Annotated in this window: 18 protein-coding genes and 1 pseudogene; 10 read left to right on the top strand and 9 right to left on the bottom strand. The window is 40.5% G+C overall.

All coding sequences use genetic code 11. From position 1 onward, the window contains the following. Positions 1-202 precede the first annotated feature (202 nt). A complete protein-coding gene (gene omp38 / locus DPG01_RS00795; RefSeq protein ID WP_110973886.1) occupies positions 203-1,210 on the top strand; it encodes an outer membrane protein Omp38 in 1,008 nt (335 codons plus the stop codon). Positions 1,211-1,893: 683 nt separating this feature from the next. On the opposite strand, the gene DPG01_RS00790 is transcribed toward omp38, so the two are convergent. The 3 genes from DPG01_RS00790 to DPG01_RS00780 all read right to left on the bottom strand — a co-directional run bounded on the left by DPG01_RS00790 (position 1,894) and on the right by DPG01_RS00780 (position 5,830). After that, complete coding sequence (locus DPG01_RS00790) at positions 1,894-3,357, bottom strand: amino acid permease (RefSeq protein ID WP_110973885.1); 1,464 nt, start codon at positions 3,355-3,357, stop codon at positions 1,894-1,896. 9 nt (positions 3,358-3,366) lie between these two features. Beyond that, positions 3,367-4,392, bottom strand: coding sequence for a class I SAM-dependent methyltransferase (locus tag DPG01_RS00785; protein ID WP_110973884.1), 1,026 nt, complete (start codon positions 4,390-4,392; stop codon positions 3,367-3,369). Positions 4,393-4,459: 67 nt separating this feature from the next. Then, the gene (locus DPG01_RS00780) at positions 4,460-5,830 is read right to left on the bottom strand and encodes a uracil-xanthine permease family protein (protein WP_110973883.1); all 1,371 of its coding nucleotides are present in this window, start codon (positions 5,828-5,830) and stop codon (positions 4,460-4,462) included. 170 nt (positions 5,831-6,000) lie between these two features. Here DPG01_RS00780 and typA point away from each other — a divergent pair, with 170 nt between their 5' ends. The 3 genes from typA (at position 6,001) to DPG01_RS00765 (ending at position 8,946) form a co-directional block, all read left to right on the top strand. Beyond that, positions 6,001-7,839, top strand: a complete 1,839-nt coding sequence (gene typA / locus DPG01_RS00775; RefSeq protein ID WP_110973882.1) for a translational GTPase TypA — start codon at positions 6,001-6,003, stop codon at positions 7,837-7,839. Between the two features lie 202 nt (positions 7,840-8,041). Beyond that, the gene (gene mscL / locus DPG01_RS00770; protein ID WP_086208827.1) at positions 8,042-8,476 is read left to right on the top strand and encodes a large conductance mechanosensitive channel protein MscL; all 435 of its coding nucleotides are present in this window, start codon (positions 8,042-8,044) and stop codon (positions 8,474-8,476) included. Positions 8,477-8,610: 134 nt separating this feature from the next. Then, on the top strand, positions 8,611-8,946 hold the full coding sequence (locus DPG01_RS00765) for a gamma-glutamylcyclotransferase family protein (RefSeq protein WP_110973881.1): 336 nt from the start codon (positions 8,611-8,613) through the stop codon (positions 8,944-8,946). 1 nt (position 8,947) lies between these two features. Here DPG01_RS00765 and DPG01_RS00760 read toward each other — a convergent pair whose 3' ends face one another. From DPG01_RS00760 to mutM, 3 genes are read right to left on the bottom strand one after another with little or no spacing between them, the layout of a single operon-like run. After that, the gene (locus tag DPG01_RS00760; RefSeq protein ID WP_110973880.1) at positions 8,948-9,376 is read right to left on the bottom strand and encodes a hypothetical protein; all 429 of its coding nucleotides are present in this window, start codon (positions 9,374-9,376) and stop codon (positions 8,948-8,950) included. After that, on the bottom strand, positions 9,373-9,663 hold the full coding sequence (locus DPG01_RS00755; protein WP_110973879.1) for a peptidylprolyl isomerase: 291 nt from the start codon (positions 9,661-9,663) through the stop codon (positions 9,373-9,375). The genes DPG01_RS00760 and DPG01_RS00755 overlap by 4 nt, the downstream gene beginning before the upstream one ends. Further along, on the bottom strand, positions 9,660-10,520 hold the full coding sequence (gene mutM / locus DPG01_RS00750; RefSeq protein ID WP_086208824.1) for a bifunctional DNA-formamidopyrimidine glycosylase/DNA-(apurinic or apyrimidinic site) lyase: 861 nt from the start codon (positions 10,518-10,520) through the stop codon (positions 9,660-9,662). Before mutM ends, DPG01_RS00755 begins: the two co-directional genes overlap by 4 nt. A gap of 371 nt (positions 10,521-10,891) precedes the next feature. On the opposite strand from mutM, the pseudogene DPG01_RS00745 reads away from it, so the two are divergent. The 3 genes and pseudogenes from DPG01_RS00745 to DPG01_RS00735 all read left to right on the top strand — a co-directional run. Further along, positions 10,892-11,164 (top strand): annotated as a pseudogene (locus tag DPG01_RS00745) (carbohydrate porin); the annotation flags it as partial. A gap of 158 nt (positions 11,165-11,322) precedes the next feature. Continuing rightward, complete coding sequence (locus DPG01_RS00740; protein ID WP_110973878.1) at positions 11,323-12,438, top strand: NADH:flavin oxidoreductase/NADH oxidase; 1,116 nt, start codon at positions 11,323-11,325, stop codon at positions 12,436-12,438. A 90-nt stretch (positions 12,439-12,528) separates the two neighbouring features. Then, a complete protein-coding gene (locus tag DPG01_RS00735) occupies positions 12,529-13,452 on the top strand; it encodes an AEC family transporter (protein WP_110973877.1) in 924 nt (307 codons plus the stop codon). Positions 13,453-13,491: 39 nt separating this feature from the next. Here the strand turns inward: DPG01_RS00735 and DPG01_RS00730 are convergent, their stop codons facing one another. Further along, the gene (locus DPG01_RS00730; protein ID WP_110973876.1) at positions 13,492-14,298 is read right to left on the bottom strand and encodes a tetratricopeptide repeat protein; all 807 of its coding nucleotides are present in this window, start codon (positions 14,296-14,298) and stop codon (positions 13,492-13,494) included. Positions 14,299-14,591: 293 nt separating this feature from the next. On the opposite strand from DPG01_RS00730, the gene DPG01_RS00725 reads away from it, so the two are divergent. Both DPG01_RS00725 and DPG01_RS00720 read left to right on the top strand, forming a co-directional pair. Further along, on the top strand, positions 14,592-14,837 hold the full coding sequence (locus tag DPG01_RS00725) for a hypothetical protein (RefSeq protein ID WP_004695190.1): 246 nt from the start codon (positions 14,592-14,594) through the stop codon (positions 14,835-14,837). A gap of 330 nt (positions 14,838-15,167) precedes the next feature. Next, positions 15,168-16,343, top strand: coding sequence for a PQQ-dependent sugar dehydrogenase (locus tag DPG01_RS00720; protein WP_110973875.1), 1,176 nt, complete (start codon positions 15,168-15,170; stop codon positions 16,341-16,343). A 44-nt stretch (positions 16,344-16,387) separates the two neighbouring features. Here the strand turns inward: DPG01_RS00720 and DPG01_RS00715 are convergent, their stop codons facing one another. Then, entirely contained in the window at positions 16,388-17,359 is a 972-nt protein-coding gene (locus tag DPG01_RS00715; protein WP_110973874.1) for a hypothetical protein, read from the bottom strand. A 79-nt stretch (positions 17,360-17,438) separates the two neighbouring features. After that, positions 17,439-18,161: a YgfZ/GcvT domain-containing protein gene (locus tag DPG01_RS00710; protein ID WP_086208771.1), complete on the bottom strand. Its 723-nt coding sequence runs from the start codon at positions 18,159-18,161 to the stop codon at positions 17,439-17,441. Positions 18,162-18,422: 261 nt separating this feature from the next. Between DPG01_RS00710 and acnD the strand changes: the two genes are divergently transcribed. Continuing rightward, positions 18,423-21,047 carry a Fe/S-dependent 2-methylisocitrate dehydratase AcnD gene (gene acnD, locus DPG01_RS00705; protein WP_110973873.1) on the top strand — a complete coding sequence of 875 codons (2,625 nt, stop codon included), beginning with the start codon at positions 18,423-18,425 and terminating at the stop codon, positions 21,045-21,047. Positions 21,048-21,102 lie beyond the last annotated feature (55 nt).

Genomic DNA, 21,102 nt, shown 5'->3' with positions numbered 1-21,102 from the left:
TTACAACGGAAATTGTAAGTAATTTTGTAAATAATTTACTTGATTAAAGTTATCAAGCACTTGGAAAAAAAATAAAGTGTTTGTATGATTCATTGCGAATAGCTTAAAAATAAAACTGGGGTATAAAAAAACCTATCTCAGAATGGTTAAATAATTTTAAGCTTAGCTTGAAAAACAATTGTTATCTCTGGAGGATAAATCCATGAAAATGAGTCGTATTGCATTAGCAATGCTCGTAGCTGCTCCTTTAGCTGCTGCAAACGCGGGCGTAACTGTTACTCCATTAATGCTTGGTTACACTTTCCAAGACAGTCAGCACAACAACGGAGTTGACCACTTAACTTCAGGTCCTGAACTTCAAGACGATTTATTCGTTGGTGCTGCTCTAGGCATTGAATTGACTCCATGGTTAGGTTTCGAAGCTGAATACAACCAAGTTAAAGGTGATGTAGACGGTTTAGCTGCTGGCGCTGAATACAAGCAAACTCAAATCAATGGTAACTTCTATGCTACTTCTGATTTGATTACTAAAAACTACGACAGCAAAATTAAGCCGTATGTACTTTTAGGTGCTGGTCACTATAAATATGACATCGATGGTATTGCTAAAGACGAAGAAGGTACTTTAGGTAATGCTGGTCTTGGTGCTTTCTGGCGCTTAAACGACGCTTTATCTCTACGTACTGAAGCTCGTGCTACTTACAACATTGATGAAGATTTCTGGAACTACACAGCACTTGCTGGTCTTAACGTAGTTCTTGGTGGTCACTTGAAGCCTGCTGCTCCTGTAGTAGAAGTTGCTCCAGTTGAGCCTGTTGCTCCAGTTGAACCACAAGAGTTAACTGAAGACCTTAACATGGAACTTCGTGTGTTCTTTGATACAAATAAATCAAATATCAAAGACCAATACAAACCAGAAATCGCTAAAGTTGCTGAGAAGTTAGTTGAATATCCAAACGCTACTGCTCGCATCGAAGGTCACACAGACAACACTGGTCCACGTGCATTGAACGAACGTTTATCTTTAGCTCGTGCTAACTCTGTTAAATCGTCTCTAGTAAACGAATACAACGTTGACCCAGCTCGTTTGTCTACTCAAGGTTTCGCTTGGGACCAACCGATTGCTGACAACAATACTAAAGAAGGCCGTGCTATGAACCGTCGTGTATTCGCGACAATTTCTGGCAGCCGTACAGTTCAAGCTCAATAATTTGAGTTTTAACTAATAAAAAAACGACTCTTCGGAGTCGTTTTTTTATGCCTAAAAATAATGCAATTTATGTTAAGTCATGTTGATAACAATAAACCCATTACTTAATGCAAGAGCCGTTAAGACTTAGGGTCGTCATGGTTAGTTTCGTTATAGGATGATACTGTTAGAAGTTTCGAATTATAGGGATGAGTCTAAGAGGAATGATAAGGGTATTTACATTTATTCCTGCTTCATGACATTGATAATAGCTTTACCTTTAGAGTAAATGGATAATTCTAGTTATTTAGCTTTACAAGGATGTGTTTGCCAACGAAATAATATTTCCAACTTGGAGCCACTTGAAACTACTTTATTTTCTGTCTAAAAAATAGATAGAGATTTGTGCTCAACAAGCTGTCTTCTTGAGTTATGGTAGTGCGAATTTGGAGCTAAACCAAGTACGTTCTTTTTACTGCGTAAGTATGTCAATTGTTCATCTCACAAGTGAGTGGATACTAATTGCAGAATATTAACTAATTTTAGGCTAGATTCGAATTATAGCTATCGGTTTTATGTGACTTTAATAATTGAACTATCTTATTGAAAACTGAATTATTAATTGATGTGTTATGGTTTGAGTTAAACAATAAATGATGATAATAAAAAACAGCCCGAAGACTGTCTTTTATTATGAAAGGATTTTAATCACGATCGGGGTTCATTGGACTGACATCCATCTCTTGATAAGAAACCAGTTTGGTTTTGTATTTCCACTTATAGCCTAACCAAATGATCAAGAACAAGAAAATACCAATATAGGTCGATAAAACAGAGAGCCATTCACCATCAAGTACCGCTTGGTAGTTTTGACCTAAAACAACAATGGTACACAGAATAAAGGCAAACCATGGAGCAAAAGGGAAGAATTTGGCACGATAAGCCAGATCTTCAATTTTATGTCCTTGCGCAACATAACCTTTACGGAAACGATAGTGTGAAACAGCAATCCCTAACCAGACGATAAAACCACACATACCTGACATATTGAGCAGCCAGTTAAATACCTGCTTTTCACCAATAAAGGTAGTTAAGAAGCAAAGTGCGGCAATTGCTGTGGTCGCATAAAGGGCATTCATAGGTACGCCACGACGATCCAATTTTGAAAATGCTTTTGGTGCGCTACCATTTTGGGCCATGTCGAACAACATACGTGTTGACGAATACATTCCTGAGTTACCGGCTGAAAGAATGGCTGTTAAAATTACAGCATTCATTACACTGGCTGCAAAGGCAAAACCTGCTTTTTCATAGAGTAGAGTAAAGGGAGAGAGTGTAATATTCTCAGATGAAGCGGCTTGAAGGAGCAAGGGATCATCATAAGAAATCAGGGTGCCAATAATGAAAATACACACGACATAAAACAGAAGAATACGCCAAAAAATCTGTTTGATGGCGATTGGAATGGTTTTCTGCGGATCTTTTGATTCACCTGCAGCAACGCCAACCATCTCGGTACCTTGAAACGAGAACCCCGCAATCATCGCCACACCAATTAGTGCAGATAAACCACCAACAAATGGGGCTTCACCTTTGGTCCAGTTTGCAAATGTAGATACACCTGGTGTCATCATAATTTTAACAATCATGAAAATACCAATAATGATGAACACGATAATGGCAAGGACTTTGACTAAAGAAAAGAAAAATTCACTTTCACCAAAGCCTTTGACGGTGAGTGCGTTGATCCCAAAGACAACAGCTAGAAATAAGGCACTCCAGTAAAAACCGGGTAGGTCGGGGAACCAGAATTTCATAATGAATTGGACGGCAACCAATTCAAATGCCACCGTAATCGCCCAGTTATACCAATAGTTCCAGCCGAGGGCGAAACCAAAACCACCTTCAACATACTTGGTACCATAGGTGAAAAATGCACCCGATGTTGGGTTGTGTGTTGCCAACTCACCAAGACTGGTCATGAGAAAGTAAATCATCACACCAATTAAGCAGTAGGCCAATAACGCCCCGCCTGGACCAGCATTTGCAATGGTTGCACCTGAGGCAAGGAATAAACCTGTGCCAATTGAACCACCAATGGCGATCATATTCAGATGGCGAGCTCCAAGCTTTCGCTTGAGTTGAGCTGGTTGAGTCGTTTCGCTCATCATTGTTCCTTAAGATTTCTTTTGTGTGCTAGCAAACAGCACTTTAAAGCCTTGTTGATCGGCTTTGGTTGTACATTGGCCAAAACTTTGCTCAATGAGTAATGGATAATTCAGAAAGCGATTGGCAACAATCCACAACTCACCATCTGATTTGAGATGGCGGCGGGATGTTTTGCATAAATTTTCGCTGGCATTGTAATCTGTATGAATGCCCTGATGGAATGGGGGATTACTGACGATTGCGTGTAAAAATAGTGGCGCATCCTCAATTCCGCGAACTGCTTTGATCTCAAGTTGTTCTGGCAAAAGATTATTTTTTTCAAAAGTCATTTTTGTTGAAGCCAGTGCAAAGGCATCGACATCCAGTGCAAAGATACGATTTTTCGGATTTAACTTGGCTAAATAAGCACTAATCACACCAGCACCACAGCCAAAGTCTGCAATTTTGCCAGAGGTGACGTGGGAAAGGTGAGGCAATAACACGGCTGTTCCTACGTCTAGACGGCTTTGACTAAACACCCCCGGCAATGCGCAAATCTGTAATTCACCTTTTGGGGTGAGCACTGTGTAGTGCTGTGCCCAATCGACCAAAGGTTTTGCGGTTACGGTTTTTTCGGTGATCAATTGCCACATTTGGCAATGTCGGGCACTGTCTAATTTGAGTGTTTTACCAAATGGTTGTAGCTGTTTTGAAGCACGTTCTACACCGCCTTTCTTTTCACCGACTAAAAAGATTGATGCGCCTACGGCCAAACGACTGACCAGTTGGTGCAAGACGTAATTGAGAAGCTCTTTTGATTTTGGAACAAATACAATGGCTTGATCAAAAGCGACATCAGGTAAATCTGTACCAAAATGCACATCACTTTGTTGGTTTTGGAAATATTGTAATTCGTTAAAATTCCATGTCCAAAAATGTGGCTCTACAACCCCAGTTAGTTGCATATTTAATTCGTCACACGGTGCATTGACCAGTAAGACTGAACCAGAGAGAAATTCCTGCTGGCGAAGAACAACTTCACTTCGTGGATCCATTTTATATACTCCATAGTAAAAACGATGCCCAGACAGTGCTGGGCTACGTGCATACTGAAATGAAAACTTATTTCTTCGGCTCAGGAAGAATAATGTTTAATAACAATGCTGCAATACCGCCTGTCGCAACACCTGAACTAAAGATGTTACGGAATAATTCTGGCAAATGTTCCAAAATTTGTGGAACTTGTGCAACACCTAAACCGAGCGCCAGCGAAATGGCAATGATCAGTAGTGCTCGGCGGTCAAGGTGAACACCCGAAAGAATATTAATCCCTGATGCAGCAACAGCACCGAACATCACCATCACAGCACCACCTAGAACAGCTTGAGGCACTGCCTGAATCACACCTGCAACCGCAGGCAGTAAACCTAGAATCACCAATAGCGCAGCAATCCAGATGCCGACATAACGACTCGCCACCCCAGTAAGTTGAATCACGCCATTGTTTTGTGCAAAGACCGAGCTAGGGAAGGTATTGAAAATACCTGCAAGCAAAGAATTTGCACCATTCACCAAGACACCACCTTTAATACGCTCCATCCATGTTGAACCATCGACAGGTTGGTTGGAGAGTTTAGACGTTGCTGTAATATCGCCAATCGCCTCTAAAGAGGTTACAAGGTAAATAAAGGCCATTGGAATAAACAAGCTCCAAGAGAAGTCTAAACCAAAGTGCATGGGGGTTGGAATTTGAATTAGGGGGGCATCCTGAACACCCGAAAAGTCAAGATGACCCATAAAGCCAGCCAATATATAACCGACAATCAGTGCGATTAAAATAGCCGAGCTTTTCACCCAAGTAATACGAATACGGTTCAAGATGATGATCAATGCCAGCACTGTACACGACATGATGAGATTGTCTGCATTGGCAAAAGTGTTGTTTGACATGGCTTGATAGCCACCACCCATGCTGATGAGACCTTCTTTGATGAGCGTCAAACCTATCAATAACACCACAATGCCTGTTACCAATGGGGTAATGAGCATTTTCACCCAAGGTAGGATGCGTGACACGCCCATTTCAATAAATGAACCTGCGATTACTACACCAAAAATGGCAGCCATGACGGATTCTACAGGAGTACCTGCAGCAACCATGGCAGAGCCAATTCCAATAATTGGACCGATAAAGTTAAAACTGGTCCCTTGCACAATCAGTAAGCCTGCGCCCAAAGGTCCAACTTTTTTACATTGTAAGAAGGTTGCAACACCTGAGATGACCAATGACATGGATAAAATCATGTTGGTATCTTCTTTCGACACACCAAGCGCTAAACAAATCAGCAAACCTGGCGTAACGATTGGGACGATAATGGCAAGGAGGTGCTGAAAAGCAGCAAGAAAAGCAATAAGTGGACGAGGGCGGTCATTTAAACCATAGACCAAATCAAGCTGATCTGGCTGATTAGGGGGGAGATTCTGATCAGACATAAGTCAAAAGATATTAGCAATGTGGCGCCATTCTAATCGCTTTACACGGCTTTACAAAATTAATTGCACACCACTTATCAAAAAAACGAGTCTGTCAATAAACTGTCACTACTAAATTCTATTATTTTTCTGTATAATTTGCCCTCAAACTTTAGGCGTATCGAATTTACATGTCAGATATTAAAACTCTCCGCAACATTGCCATCATTGCGCACGTTGACCACGGTAAAACCACTCTAGTAGACAAACTTTTACAGCAATCAGGTGCACTTGGCGATCGTGCAGGTGAGATTGAGCGTGTCATGGATTCAGGCGCGATTGAAAGTGAACGTGGTATTACTATTCTTGCAAAAAACACTGCAATCAAATGGTTAGATGCACGTACCAATACAGAATACCGTATTAACATCGTCGACACCCCAGGACACGCGGACTTCGGTGGTGAAGTTGAACGCGTAATGTCGATGGTTGACTGTGTACTTCTTCTTGTTGACTCTCAAGAAGGTCCAATGCCACAAACTCGTTTCGTAACGCAAAAAGCGTTCGCACGTGGTTTGAAGCCAATCGTAATTATCAACAAAGTCGACAAGCCAAGCGCGCGTCCTGATTGGGTAATTGACCAAGTATTTGATTTGTTTGATAACCTTGGTGGTTCTGACGAACAGTTAGACTTCCCAGTTGTTTACGCTTCAGGTCTTCGTGGTGTTGCTGGTCCATCTCCAGAAGAACTTGCTGAAGATATGACGCCATTGTTCCAAACCATCGTAGACATTGTTGAACCACCAGCAGTTGATGTTGATGGTCCATTCCAAATGCAGATTTCTTCACTTGACTATAACAGCTTCGTCGGTGTTATCGGTGTTGGTCGTATTCAACGTGGTTCTGTAAAATTAAACACACCAGTAACTGTGATTGATAAAGACGGTAAGACACGTAACGGTCGTATCTTAAAAATCATGGGTTACCACGGTTTAGAACGTATTGATGTTGAATCTGCTCAAGCAGGCGATATCGTATGTATCACAGGTATTGATGAACTTCATATTTCTGACACTATTTGTGATCCGAAAAATGTTGAAGCTTTACCAGCATTGTCTGTAGATGAACCTACAGTAACCATGACTTTCCAAGTAAACAACTCTCCGTTTGCTGGTAAAGAAGGTAAATTTGTTACTTCACGTAATATTCGTGAACGTCTTGACCGTGAATTGATTCATAACGTAGCACTTCGTGTTGAAGATACTGATAGTCCTGATAGCTTTAAAGTATCTGGTCGTGGTGAACTTCACCTTTCAGTTCTGATTGAAAACATGCGTCGTGAAGGCTTCGAGATGGGCGTATCTCGTCCACAAGTAATCTTGAAAGAAGTTGATGGCGAAAAGCAAGAGCCATACGAAAACGTAACATTTGACGTTGAAGAACAGCACCAAGGTTCTGTAATGGAACAAATGGGTCACCGTAAAGGCGAAATGACCAATATGGAAGTTGACGGTAAAGGCCGTATCCGTATTGAGGCAACTGTTCCTTCACGTGGCTTGATCGGTTTCCGTTCAGAATTCTTGACCATGACTTCTGGTACAGGAATCATGACTTCAAGCTTCTCGCACTACGGTCCAATGAAACAAGGTACTGTTGCGAAACGTCAAAACGGTGTGTTGATTTCTATGGTTCAAGGTACTTGCCTTGGCTATGCATTGTTCACATTGCAAGACCGTGGTCGTCTATTTGCTAAACCTCAGTTAGAAGTTTACGAAGGTATGATCATTGGTATTAACTCTCGTTCAGATGACATGACAGTTAACCCAACTAAAGCAAAACAGTTAACAAACGTACGTGCTTCTGGTACTGATGATGCGTTGACTCTTGTTCCTGCTGTTGAATATACACTTGAACAAGCGCTTGAATTCATTGAAGATGATGAATTAGTTGAAGTAACTCCTAAGTCTATTCGTATCCGTAAGCGTTACTTGACTGAAAACGAACGTAAACGTAACCGTTCTGGTAAATAAGTTTTAAAAATGAGGTTGCCCCATGCGGGGCAGCGCCATTTAAAAATGTCATCAATCACTTGATGGCATTTTTTTTGTTTAAAATTAGCAAACCTATGTATAAAAACAGATGATTTCCGAGTAAATTACGTGGAAATGAAGCTATAAAATTAATGTATACTTCGTCACATAAATTAAAGTCAAAAAAAAACTGGAGATTTAAATGAGTATTATGCAAGAGTTCCGCGAATTTGCGGTAAAAGGTAATATGATCGACTTGGCTGTCGGTGTGATTATTGGTGGGGCATTTGGTAAGATTGTTGATTCATTAGTGAAAGATATCATCATGCCATTGATTACTGTGATCACCGGTGGCGGTGTGGATTTCACACAAAAGTTCTTTGTTTTGGGCGATAACCCAAACAATTTACAGTCTTTAGATGAGTTAACCAAAGCAGGTGTAAATGTCCTGACCTATGGTAACTTCCTTACGATTTTAATTAACTTCATCATTTTGGCATGGGTAGTGTTCTTAATGGTGAAAATGATCAATCGTATGCGCCGTAAACAAGAAGAAGCTGCGCCAGAACCAGCGGCAACACCAGAAGATATCGAATTGCTACGTGAGATTCGTGATGAGTTAAAAAAACGTCAATAATGAAAAGACGAAGATAACAAAAATAAAACGGCACATCACGTGCCGTTTTTCTCTTTATGCTTGATGAAAAGACTGGTTTTTGTACAGATTTAATTTTATGATGCGCGCAGTTTGAACCCGTATTGTGATGCTGCATGAATCAATTATTTGTCTATGGGACCTTACGTCCAAATCATGAAAATGCTCACCTTTTAGAGCGCATTGGTGGTATATGGCAAAAAGGCTATGTGCATGGCGTGGTCCATATTTTGGATTGGGGACCTGATAAAGGTTTATTTGCGATTGTGCTTGATTCTAAGGCACCTGCTGTTGAGGGCTATTTTTTCTGTAGCGAAAAGTTGGCTGAACATTGGGATGCGTTGGATGAGTTTGAAGGGATACAGTATCAACGGGTAAAGGTGCAGGGGGTGTTAGCGTCTGGTGAACCTGTTGATGCGTGGACTTATGAGATGAAACCAAAGCAACAATGAACTAGTTTACTTTAGGAACTTTATAAGGCTCAAGAATTTCTCTAAATTTTTTGGTAATTTTAGTTTGGAAATATGTGCCTTTTTCCAACCATGTCTTATCTGCAATATTATTTTCTACTTGTACTAATATATAGTCATGAGGGTAAATATATAAATCACCTTGTTCAAAAAAGGCAATAAAGATATTCTTTGCCCAATATTTTCGTGCAAAGGAAATACTACCCTTTAGCTGAATTTTAAAATCTGAAATACCATCAATATGAACAGCAATACAATCTGCACCATTCCAGTCGTCATTAAGCCAAAGACAGTTGTAGCCGTAATCTGCTAGTATCGCTGCCATTTTATGGAAATTATATGTTTCTTGTGCTCTTGAATTGAGTGTTCGATATTCAATTTTTGTAAGCTTAAGACCATCTTGTTTAATCATCTTAAGCCATCCATACGGAATTTAATTTCTAATAAATGAAAACCAAATTGGCTTTTCACTGGGCCATGAAGTACTTTCTCTGCTGCAGTAAAGACCAATTTATCAATCACTGGAACCAACTGACCTTTTTTCACTTCGCCGAGCTCACCACCACGCTTAGCCGAGTTACAGGTGGAATATTGTTTGGCAATTTTAGCGAAATCGGCGCCATCGTGGATTTTCTTTTTCAGTTGTTCAGCGAGGTCTTTGTCTTTGACCAAAATATGACGAACAATGGCAGTTTTCATTTGGTTTTTCCTCGAACTATAGCCGTTGCTTTGGGCTTGGATTGCACTTTTTTCAGCGGTTGGCATTCTGGGCAAAACACCGAAGCGCGTTGTCCGAGTTTGATGTTTTCCAGCGTGGTTTCGCAGTTCACACACATTTCACCTGCTCGGCCATAAGCCAACAAGGTTTGTTGGAAATAGCCATTTTCTCCCATGGCGTTTGAATAGTCTCTTAAGGTCGAGCCTCCCAAGTTAATGGCCTGCTGCAAAATGCGTTTGATTTCGATCACCAATTGTTCAATTTGGCTATGCGTTAAACTCGATGCCACTTGCGCAGGGTGTATGCCCAAATTAAACAAACTTTCTGTGGCATAGATATTTCCAACACCAACCACTACATGATTATCCATGATTGCAACTTTTATGCCGACCTGCTTATTTTTCAGCTTTTGACTCAAATATTCAGTATTAAAATCTGTGTTCAGTGGTTCAGGCCCAAGCGTATCAATTAACTTGGCTTGTGAGTTTTCATCTAACCATAAGATACATCCAAAACGGCGCGGGTCATGGTAGCGTAGTTCGACATCTTCAAAACGAATAATTAAATGATCATGTTTTCGTAGAGGTTCGCCAATTTCACAAATCCGAAAACTACCCGACATGCCCAAATGCCAAAGCATGGTGTCCTGTTCAAAGCTTGCCAAAATGTATTTGGATCGCCGACTTAATTGAACTAAGCGCTGTCCGACCAGTTTGTTGAGATCTGCGGGAATTGGCCAACGTAGACTGGATTGACGAACTTCAACGCTGAGTACTTGCTGATCTAATAACGGTAATAAACTGGCTTTGGTGGTTTCAACTTCAGGTAATTCAGGCATGGCAACGTAAGATGATAAAACGTGAGCTTAATATTGCGGTGTACACGCAATATTGCAAGTAGTTTTGGCATCTGTCTTATTTTTCTAAGCATTTAAAACAAAATGAAAAGCAGAATGAGTACTTAGGTAGGAGTAGAGAGCAATTTTTATAGGGACAATCTTTGCACCATTTAAATCAAATCTTATATTTATAATTGTTGACTGTATTGATAGCTTTTATGAATTAATAATAAAAAAATGCTGAGATCTTTCTTTGAAAATTATGTAATTTTCATTAAATTTTTTATCTAAATGAAGTGGATCTATATTCATTTTAAATCAGAGCTTAGGATTTCATACGATAGTTCACGCTTTCTTTATGTGCAACGGCAATGTCTGTTTTAGCAACAATGAGTCATGCTGAACAAGTTTTGGATGCTCATGGCCAGTACTTATTCGGTGACTGGCAGGGAAAACGAACTGAATTGGCGCAAAAAGGGATCAAGTTTGAAGCGAATGCGTTAACAGATACCAATTATTTAGCGGATGGTGGACGTAACACTGGTAGAAGTCTGACAACGACTTCTCAGTTTTGGCTAGGCACACAATTTGATTTAGAAAAGTTGGCAGGCTGGGAGGGATTCATCGTTCATTTTGTTGCGACGTGGTGGATAATGCCTTGGTCTTGGGATTTGTAAGCTGCATTATTTTCTAAATGGATAGCCATAAAAGTGCAAAGGTTTGACAGCAGATTTGCACTTTTAGCGTTGAATGCAAGGCACTTTATTTGTTATAGATCATAGTGAGTACAGGGAGAGCTGTGATGTCATTATTATTTCAACCCATTCAATTTGGGGATTTAAAATTAACAAATAAAATTGTGATTGCGCCCATGTGCCAATACTCTGCCAATGATGCTGGTGAACTCAGCTATTGGCATGAGCAACAATGGGCCAATTATGCGTTGTCTGGTGCAGGCTTATGCATTGTCGAAGCGACAGCCGTACAAGCGATAGGCCGGATTAGTTTTGCAGACTTAGGACTGTGGAATGATTTGCAACGTGCGCAAATGAAGGCCTTACTTCAAAAAGTCAAAACACTCTCCCCAATGCCTTTTGCTATTCAACTGGCACATGCAGGGCGTAAAGCATCGACCGACCGTCCTTGGTCGGGAAAGGGGCAGATCAAACCGAATCAGACGCATGGTTGGCAAACGGTGTCTGCTAGTGATGTGCCTTTTAAGCCCGAAGAGCATGCTCCACATGCTTTGAGTGTGACAGAAATGCAAGACATCATAGATGACTTTGCCAGTGCCGCTGTGCGTGCAGTAGATGCAGGTTTTGAGCTGATCGAACTACATGCAGCCCATGGCTATTTGCTGCATCAATTCATGTCGCCCCTGTCAAACCGACGGACGGATGAATATGGTGGAAGCTTTGAAAACCGCATTCGATTTACCTTAGAAGTGTTCCAAGCCATTAAACAAGCCGTTCCTGAAAACTATCCCGTGGGCGTGCGTTTATCTGCAACTGACTGGATGGAGTCGACCGCAACAGAAAGTTGGGATATTGATTCAACGGTAGGTCTATCCAAGGCATTGGAGCAACTCGGTGCAGCTTATATTCATGTCTCAAGTGGTGGCTTGCATGTGGAACAAAACATTCAGATCAAGGCCAAATATCAAGTACCTTTTGCTCATGCGGTGAAGCAAGCAGTGCAAATTCCTGTGATTGCGGTAGGACTGATTACAGAAGCCAAGCAGGCTGAACATATTTTGGAAGCGCAAGAAGCTGATGCAATTGGTCTGGCGCGGGCTATGCTGTATGACCCACGATGGCCGTGGCATGCCGCCGCAGAACTAGGTGGAAAAGTCTCTATCGCACCACAGTATTTACGGTGTCAGCCACATGGAATCAAAGATTTATTTTCTGCGTTCTAAGCCCATAAGTCTTTTTAAATATTTCAACTGCGTAAAGATGTGTTCTAGGATAGGTCTTTACTTACATCATCTGGAAAAGGAATAACTTGAATGATTTTCTCGGTAATTTTTCCAGTCTTTTTTTTGCTATTTCTTGGCTTTATTTCGGTCAAAATTCAATTGCTTGTTAAAGAACAAATTATAGCAATCAGTGCCTTTGTTATTAAAATTGCATTACCTGCTTTATTGCTGCACGCCTTGGCATCAAAGGACCTGCATGAAATTTGGTATCCGTCCTATTTCTTTGTTTATGCCGTTGTGACTTTTGGTTTATTCATTTCGGCTTTTATTCTCGGTCAAAAGCTTTTTAATAATCACTTTACCCACGCTTCAGTCTTCTCACTGGGTGCATCTATGTCCAATACAGGTTTATTGGGGGCCGCTATTTTGACGCTGCTGATGGGGAGTGAAGCGATGATTTATATTTCATTGGTGGTGATCATTGAAAGTGTATTTTTGGTTCCATTGATGCTCACTTTGGCTGAAATAGGCCGACAAAGGCAAGCCAATGTTGCTTCCATTTTAAAGACTACATTTCTTACATTATTTAAAAACCCATTGTTCTTGTCGGTGATGATTGGCATGAGCTGTGCGATGTTTGAAATTAAAATTCCGCATTTAATCGACCAAGTGTTTGCAATGTTAGGTCAGACTGCCTCGCCTTTAGCCTTGTTTATTATTGGTGGTGGAATGGTCGGTCTCACTATTCAGTCTTTTAACCTGCAAACGGTTTATCTGGTGGTGTCTAAAAATATTTGTATGCCAATATTGGTTTATTTAGGACTGACCTATTTGACTGCATTGGACCAAAAGATGATTTATGCAGGGACCTTGATTGCAGCCTTACCGATGCCATCTCTATTTGGTATTTTTGGGCAAGTGTATGGTTTGAATGAAAAAGCACTCACCCCATTGATGATCAGCACGTTATTGAGTTTTGTGGTGGTCAGTGTCTTGATTGGTCTTTGGTGGTAAAAAAATACTCTCCTTGGAGAGTATTTTTGAAGAAAATATTTATTTTTTAACCGCTGCTGTTGCAGGGGACTTGGCTTGATTCGCCATCATGGTTTCAACCTGCGCTAATGACTCTTTCGCTTGTGGCACATTTTCTTTGGCTAGAGCAGTAAAAATTTTCTTCGCCTCTGGTAAGTTCTGCGGAATGATATTGCCATTGGCAAACATATTGCCCACGGCCATTAGGGCAGGAATGTAACCTTTTTTGGCTAAGTCTTGAATGCTGTTGAGACCTTTTTGAATCGGCGCTTCTTGTTTGTTTTTAAAGCCTGTGCTGATGTCGTACAAGGCTTGTGCATGAATGGCTTGATAGTTGCCTTTTTTCACCAAAGGATCAAGTTTCTTCAGGGCTAACTTTTCAGACTCTGGTTTATTTTCAGAAAATAACAGCACGGCATATTCAACAGTTGCATCATCAAAGCCTAGTTTAGAGGCAGCTTCAAAGTGTTGTTTGGCTTTGTTGAGGTCTTGTGGCAAGCCTAAAGTGCCAGTGACATAGTTTTTCGCAAGCACGTAGTGTGCAACAGGGTAGCCTTTGTTTGCAGCCTCTTGGTAGAGTTGAATGGCTTTCTTCTCATTCTTCGCCGTGCCTTGACCTGTTTGCGTCAAATACGCCAAGTTATACATAGCTTGCGGGTTGCCAGATTTCGCCAGTTTTTCTAAAGCTTGATATGCCCCTGTCATATTGTTGGCTTTGACCATTTCTTCAATTTTGGCAAATTCGGGGTTGGTCGTATCTTGGGTGGTGGCTGCAAGTGCAAACTGGCTAGAAAGAGCAATTAAGCTTGCAAGTACGATTTTCTTCATGCTGTATAAACCTTTTTCGTACACATAAGTCCATCTATGTGCGTATTTGTTTTTAGTCATTTCACATCATAAGTTGAATTGTGTGAATGTAAATATCTGAATTGTGTTTTGGTCTTACAAATTTCCGTTGATTATTTTGATCCAAATATATTTTTCCAATACAAACCACATGCTCTAAGGTGGGAAGGATTCAAACGTGTTATGGATATTAGCAGCTGATGGCTTCGCTTTTTCATTAGGTTTATGGCTTCGATTCTGTTTAAATAGCGCTGAAAATTAGTAGTGAGTTCAGCATGTTTATTAAGTCAATTAAGCGAAATTATTTAAAAGTTTTGGCCGATGAGTCGATTCCAGATGGCGAAAAAATTGATGCCTTATTGATGAAATTGGGTGGTGAGTTTTTAGTGAGCAAAGATGACCGCGTGTATATCTTTGAAAAAGACGGTGTGACTGCAAAATTTGATGCTAAACATGCACGAGACTTTTCATTTAAAGACTATCTCTGCAAAGACATGAATAAATTGTTTCATGATTTTTGATATTTAATATTCATTGAAAATGAGTGAACTATTACATAAGGCTCTAAAAATAGTTTAAGTCCTTGGGTGAGTCTTTTATCCAAGGAATGATGCTTGCTATAGATTTCTAAAGCAATACTTTTGTATAGCCATATAACGACAATGAAGGCCTTAATCCACTGTAAAGACGTTTGCAGTGGTTGGGCTAAAAGATAATATAAAATAATAGTTTGTATATGAATAGCCTATACGATTTTCTAGAAAAAGCATTTGACGCTATGCTCATCATTCAAGTTATATCATATAAAAAGAAGCTTACTTTTCATAAGATGAATTGAGACGTATCACAATATGAAGAAAATACTGTCAATCTTATTTCTATGTTTATGTTGCTCAATAGCAGTTTTAGCAGGGCAGCCCAATCTTGTTTCTCATCAAATCAACTTGAAAAATGGGAAGCGTTTTTCTCTAAATCTCCCCGCAAATTATGAAATCGTTCCTGCGGCTGAGGGTTTAAAACGCGTTCGTTTTTTTAGCAAAGCACCTGATGGTAGAATGTTTGTAACGGATATGCACGATTTGACCGACAATGAAAAAGGCATCGTTTATATTTTGGATGAATGGAGTGCTGAAACGGGAAAATTCGGCAAAATTATTCCTTATATGACGGGGTTAAAAAATCCAAATTCAGTCCAATTTTATACCGATTCTTCAGGACAAGATTGGGTGTATTTGGCTGAAACGCATCAGCTCACCCGACGAAAATTTACCCAAGATGAAATAAAATCCACGGGCAAAGCTGAAGTTCTAGCGACGTTTCCTGATTATGGTTTAAGTTATAAATATGGGGGCTGGCATCTAACACGAACCATTGCCGTAGGTGGGAACGGAAAAATTTATGTCTCGATCGGTTCAAGTTGCAATGCTTGTGCCGAAAAAGAAAAAGTTAGAGCGACTGTTTTAGAAATGAATCCCGATGGTTCGGAACAAAAGATTTATGCCACAGGCTTACGTAATGCCGTCGGTTTGAAATGGATAGGTAAATTTTTATTTGCCACGAATCAAGGTGCAGATCATCTAGGTAAACATAAACCTGATGAAACTTTTTATGCACTTAAGCGTGATGTCGATTATGGTTGGCCATCTTGCTATTCGTCGAATGGTAAAATTTTTGCAGATCCAAAATTTAAACGTTCAACAGGATGTAAAAATGTACCGTCTCCTTATGCCTATTTCCCATCGCATTCGTCTGCACTTGGTTTTGATTATTTTGGCCATCCAGACACAGATGAGGTCATCAAAAATTCTTTTTTAGTGGCTCTACATGGTTCTACGGATGCCACAATTGGTCATGGCTATAAAATTGTGATTATGCGTAAAGGGCAAAAATTACAGACCTTTATGGATGGTTTTTTAGTGGGTAAAAATGTCTATGGTCGGCCCGCGGATATTTACCGTATAGATGCAAATTCATTTTATTTTTCTGATGATAAGGGCGGTGTGGTTTATTATGTGAGGCGGAAATAGTGTATTCATTTTTTGATTCCGCACACCCAAATAACTATTTGAATTTAATTTTTAGCAACACATGGGAATTGATCAACTTCGACTCCTTCATGCATACACAAGTGTGTTTCGATGTAGTTAGTACTGTTGATTGTAACTAACTTTGGATGTGAACTTGGCATTTCAGCTTGAATTAAATTAATTTTATCGTCCATACCAACAAGGTAGCCTAGCTGATCACCATGAGGAAGCCCATTTTTAAAAGGCTCAATGGATGATATGTGATTATTTTTATATGTGATTTTTTGTGTATGATTTTTATCAATAACCAAAGTAAAAGTACTTCTCAGATTTTGAGTCTCACCGCCTGCAATATAAAACCCTGTTTCCTCTGTAAATGATGCCATATTCCCAATATTATCTTTATATTTCACTTCTAAAGTGATAATTGGATCGCTAAATTGTTTATTACCATCGTTTGGAGAAGTTTCGATTTTTAAATAAGTAATGAACTTAGAAAAAGATTTTGCAGTACCAACTAACTTATCATCTTTTATCATTCCCGTACTTAGTGTGGTGTTATGTATTTTCGATATAAACCTGACATTATTTGATGTATTTTTTGTATATTGTTCTAGTAGGCTGTCATATTCTGTTCGAAGTTCTACTTCGCCCATAATTTTTCCATTTACACATTCCGCTTTCATTGGAATGATTTGAACATTTTTGTTTATTATTATCGTTTCTTTTGATGGGATATTATCTGCATCTTTTCGAGTATTTGATTTATCTTCTATAGCTAGTGGTTTACTCAACAATAAATTGGCAAGTCTATTCTGTTCTTTTTGAGAGATTGGACAAGGCCATTCTTGTTTTGTGATTGATGGGGCAAATAAATCTTCTTTTACTAAATCATTCCGATCTTTGATATACAGTTCTAGAAACTTTTGCTGAGTAGGATTAGATAGTTTAGGATAATCAAAAGCAAAAGTGATAGAAGAGACAGAAGTTAATATTACAGTCCCCAATTTTTTCATAAAGTGTCTCTTATTATAGATTTAATTATATTAATGAAAATTACAAGTAAATTATAAACTTACTTGTAATTTTAAAGGCTTACTGCGGTCGTGCCACATCACCATTTAAGCGTTCCGGTAAGTCTAAAACTGTCACATCCAGTTCGCTCAAAGACTCAGGACGAGCCACCACCAACGCGACATAACCGCCATCAATCGCAGTACTATTCACCACTTGAATACCTTTATTCAACTGTTCCGCTTGCGCAGGTGCGCTACCTGTACCCTGAATTAAATGCAGCCACGCTTTTGGTTTGGCTTTAAACCATAAACGTGCAATCACTTCCTGACCCAAGTAACACCCTTTGTCATAGTGCACGCCTTCACGTTGGTGTAAACGAAGCTCTTGAGGTTGAAACACATGCTCAATCGCTTGGTCGATAAACGCTTCACCATGAGTAATGGCTTGCACTTGCCATGCTGCAATATTGGTAGGCTCAGCAGAGAAGGTGGTACGGTCTTGCGTAAAGGTTGGAAAAACTGAACCCACAGGTTCAAGTTTCATTTTAGAGAAGGCACCAAACTTTTTAATGTGTTTCGCAAACTCTTCCGACTGGTCTTGAGTGGTGACAATTTCAAAGTGCTCAGGGTTACGTTTTGTCAGCCACAAACCAAAGTGGATACGACCTTTCAAGTCACAAATGGCAGTGTATTGCGTTGTATTTTCAGCTAAAGCTTCAACGTTGACCGTTACTTGACCTTGTAAAAATTTGAGTGCATCTACACCAATTAAAGTGAAAGAGGAGAAAGCTAGATCGCTCATGAATTGCTCGCCTACCTTAAAATCTAATACTAAAGAATTAGGGCTATTTTCCGCTATTTTTCAGAAAAAATCATATTTAGAGTAAATATTTAAAAGTTAGTGTAACTAAATATTTCAAAACCCCCTGTTTTTATACCTAAGCTTATGAAATATAAACGATTTGGGAAATGGGTTTTCGACAGTGTAGTATGCCTAGCAGACAAAGATGAATTGTCTAGTAAAGACAGTGAAGAAAAATGAAACACCAAAGGCAGGAACGCTATGAACAATAATCACCGCAAACCACTGCAAGGCACCCAGCTAGAATACTTTGATGTGCGAGAAGCCGTTGAACAGATTCAGCCAGGCGCTTATGCAAAACTTCCATACACCTCAAAAGTATTGGCTGAACAGTTAGTGCGTCGTTGTGATCCTGCCATTTTGGAGCAGTCACTAAAAGAACTGATTTTCTCAAAACAAGATCATGATTTCCCTTGGTATCCTGCACGTGTGGTGTGTCATGACATCCTTGGGCAAACGGCATTGGTTGACCTTGCAGGTCTACGTGATGCGATTGCTGACCAAGGTGGTGACCCATCGAAAGTGAATCCTGTTGTGCCGACTCAGTTGATTGTCGATCACTCTTTAGCTGTGGAATACGGTGGTTTTGATCCAGATGCTTTTGAGAAAAACCGTGCAGTAGAAGACCGTCGTAACGAAGACCGTTTTCATTTCATCGAATGGACCAAGACCGCTTTTGAAAATGTCGATGTGATTCCTGCGGGGAATGGCATCATGCACCAAATTAACTTGGAGAAAATGTCTCCAGTGGTGCAAAGTCGTGAAGGCGTAGCATTCCCAGATACGTGTGTCGGTACAGACTCACACACACCACATACCGATGCGCTCGGTGTGATTTCGATTGGTGTCGGTGGTCTAGAAGCTGAAAACGTAATGTTAGGTCGTGCGTCTTGGATGCGTCTTCCAGATATTATCGGTGTGGAATTGGTGGGTCAGCGTCAAGCGGGTATTACCGCAACAGATATCGTATTGGCTTTGACTGAATTCTTGCGTAAAGAGCGTGTCGTTGGTGCGTATCTTGAGTTCTTCGGTGAAGGTGCGGACAGCATGTCTGTGGGCGATCGTGCCACGATTTCCAATATGACCCCTGAATATGGCGCAACTGCGGCGATGTTCTATATCGACCAAAACACCATTGACTACTTAACCCTAACCGGTCGTGAAGCAGAGCAAGTTGCACTTGTTGAAACCTATGCCAAAGAAATCGGTCTTTGGGCATCGGATATGACTCAGGCAGAATATCCACGTGTACTTCGTTTTGGTCTTTCAACAGTGACCCGTAATATTGCAGGCCCATCAAACCCACATGCACGTGTATCTACAGCAGATTTAAAAGAAAAAGGCATTGCAGGCGTGGTAGAAAACCGTACCGATGGTTTAATGCCTGATGGTGCTGTGATTATTGCTGCCATTACTTCATGTACCAATACATCAAACCCACGTAATACCGTTGCCGCAGGTTTATTGGCACGTAAAGCCAATGAATTGGGTTTAACCCGTAAACCGTGGGTGAAATCATCATTTGCACCAGGTTCTAAAGCAGCTGCGTTATACCTTGAAGAAGCAGGTGTGATGGATGATTTAGAAAAACTTGGTTTTGGAATTGTGGCCTATGCATGTACCACGTGTAACGGAATGTCAGGTGCTTTAGATCCTAAGTTACAACAAGAAATTATTGATCGTGACCTGTATGCAACTGCGGTACTTTCAGGTAATCGTAACTTTGATGGTCGTATCCATCCTTATGCCAAACAAGCGTTCTTGGCATCACCTCCGCTTGTAGTGGCGTATGCGATTGCAGGAACCATTCGTTTTGACATTGAAAAAGATGCACTAGGAAATGACAAAGACGGCAACCCAATTTACCTGAAAGACATTTGGCCATCAGATGAAGAAATTGATGCCTTAGTCAAAGAGGCGGTGAAACCTGAACAGTTCCGTAAAGTGTATATTCCAATGTTTGACTTAGGTGTCACTGAAAAAGCGGCAAGTCCTTTATATGACTGGCGTCCGCAAAGTACTTATATCCGCCGTCCGCCGTACTGGGAAGGGGCTTTGGCTGCACCTCGTACACTGGCAAATATGCGTCCGCTTGCGATCTTGCCTGACAATATCACTACGGATCATTTGTCCCCATCGAATGCAATTATGATGGATTCGGCAGCGGGTGAGTACCTACATAAAATGGGTGTACCTGAGGAAGACTTTAACTCCTATGCAACACACCGTGGTGACCACTTGACGGCACAACGTGCAACCTTTGCGAATCCAAAATTGTTTAATGAAATGGTGGTTCGTGCGGACGGTACGATCAAGCAAGGTTCTAAAGCACGTGTTGAGCCTGAAGGTGAAGTAATGCGTATGTGGGAAGCGATTGAAACTTATATGAATCGTAAGCAACCGTTGATCATTATTGCAGGTAAGGATTATGGTCAGGGTTCAAGCCGTGACTGGGCTGCAAAAGGTGTTCGTCTTGCAGGTGTTGAAGCGATTGTGGCGGAAGGTTTTGAGCGTATTCACCGTACTAACTTAGTGGGTATGGGGGTGTTACCGCTTGAGTTTAAAGCGGGTGTTGACCGTAAAACTTTAAAGCTAGATGGTACGGAGCTGTATAGCGTGATTGGTAATATTGCGCCACGTTCGACGTTAACTTTAGTGATTGAACGTGCCACGGATGAAGGTAAGAGTGAAATTGTTGAAGTGCCTGTAATCTGTCGCCTAGATACTGAAGAAGAAGTGTCTGTATATGAAGCGGGTGGTGTATTGCAACGCTTTGCGCAGGACTTCTTGGAAAGCCAAGAAGAGAAAGAGCAATTAAGAGCTTAATTTAAAGTATTTGAAATTGTTTAAAAAAAGCCCTACTTTAGAGTGGGGCTTTTTA

Source organism: Acinetobacter sp. WCHAc060042 (genome assembly GCF_003231195.1).
Taxonomy (GTDB): domain Bacteria; phylum Pseudomonadota; class Gammaproteobacteria; order Pseudomonadales; family Moraxellaceae; genus Acinetobacter.
The sequence above is the reverse complement of the archived record's forward strand: the minus strand, read 5'-3'. Positions and strand labels throughout refer to the sequence as shown.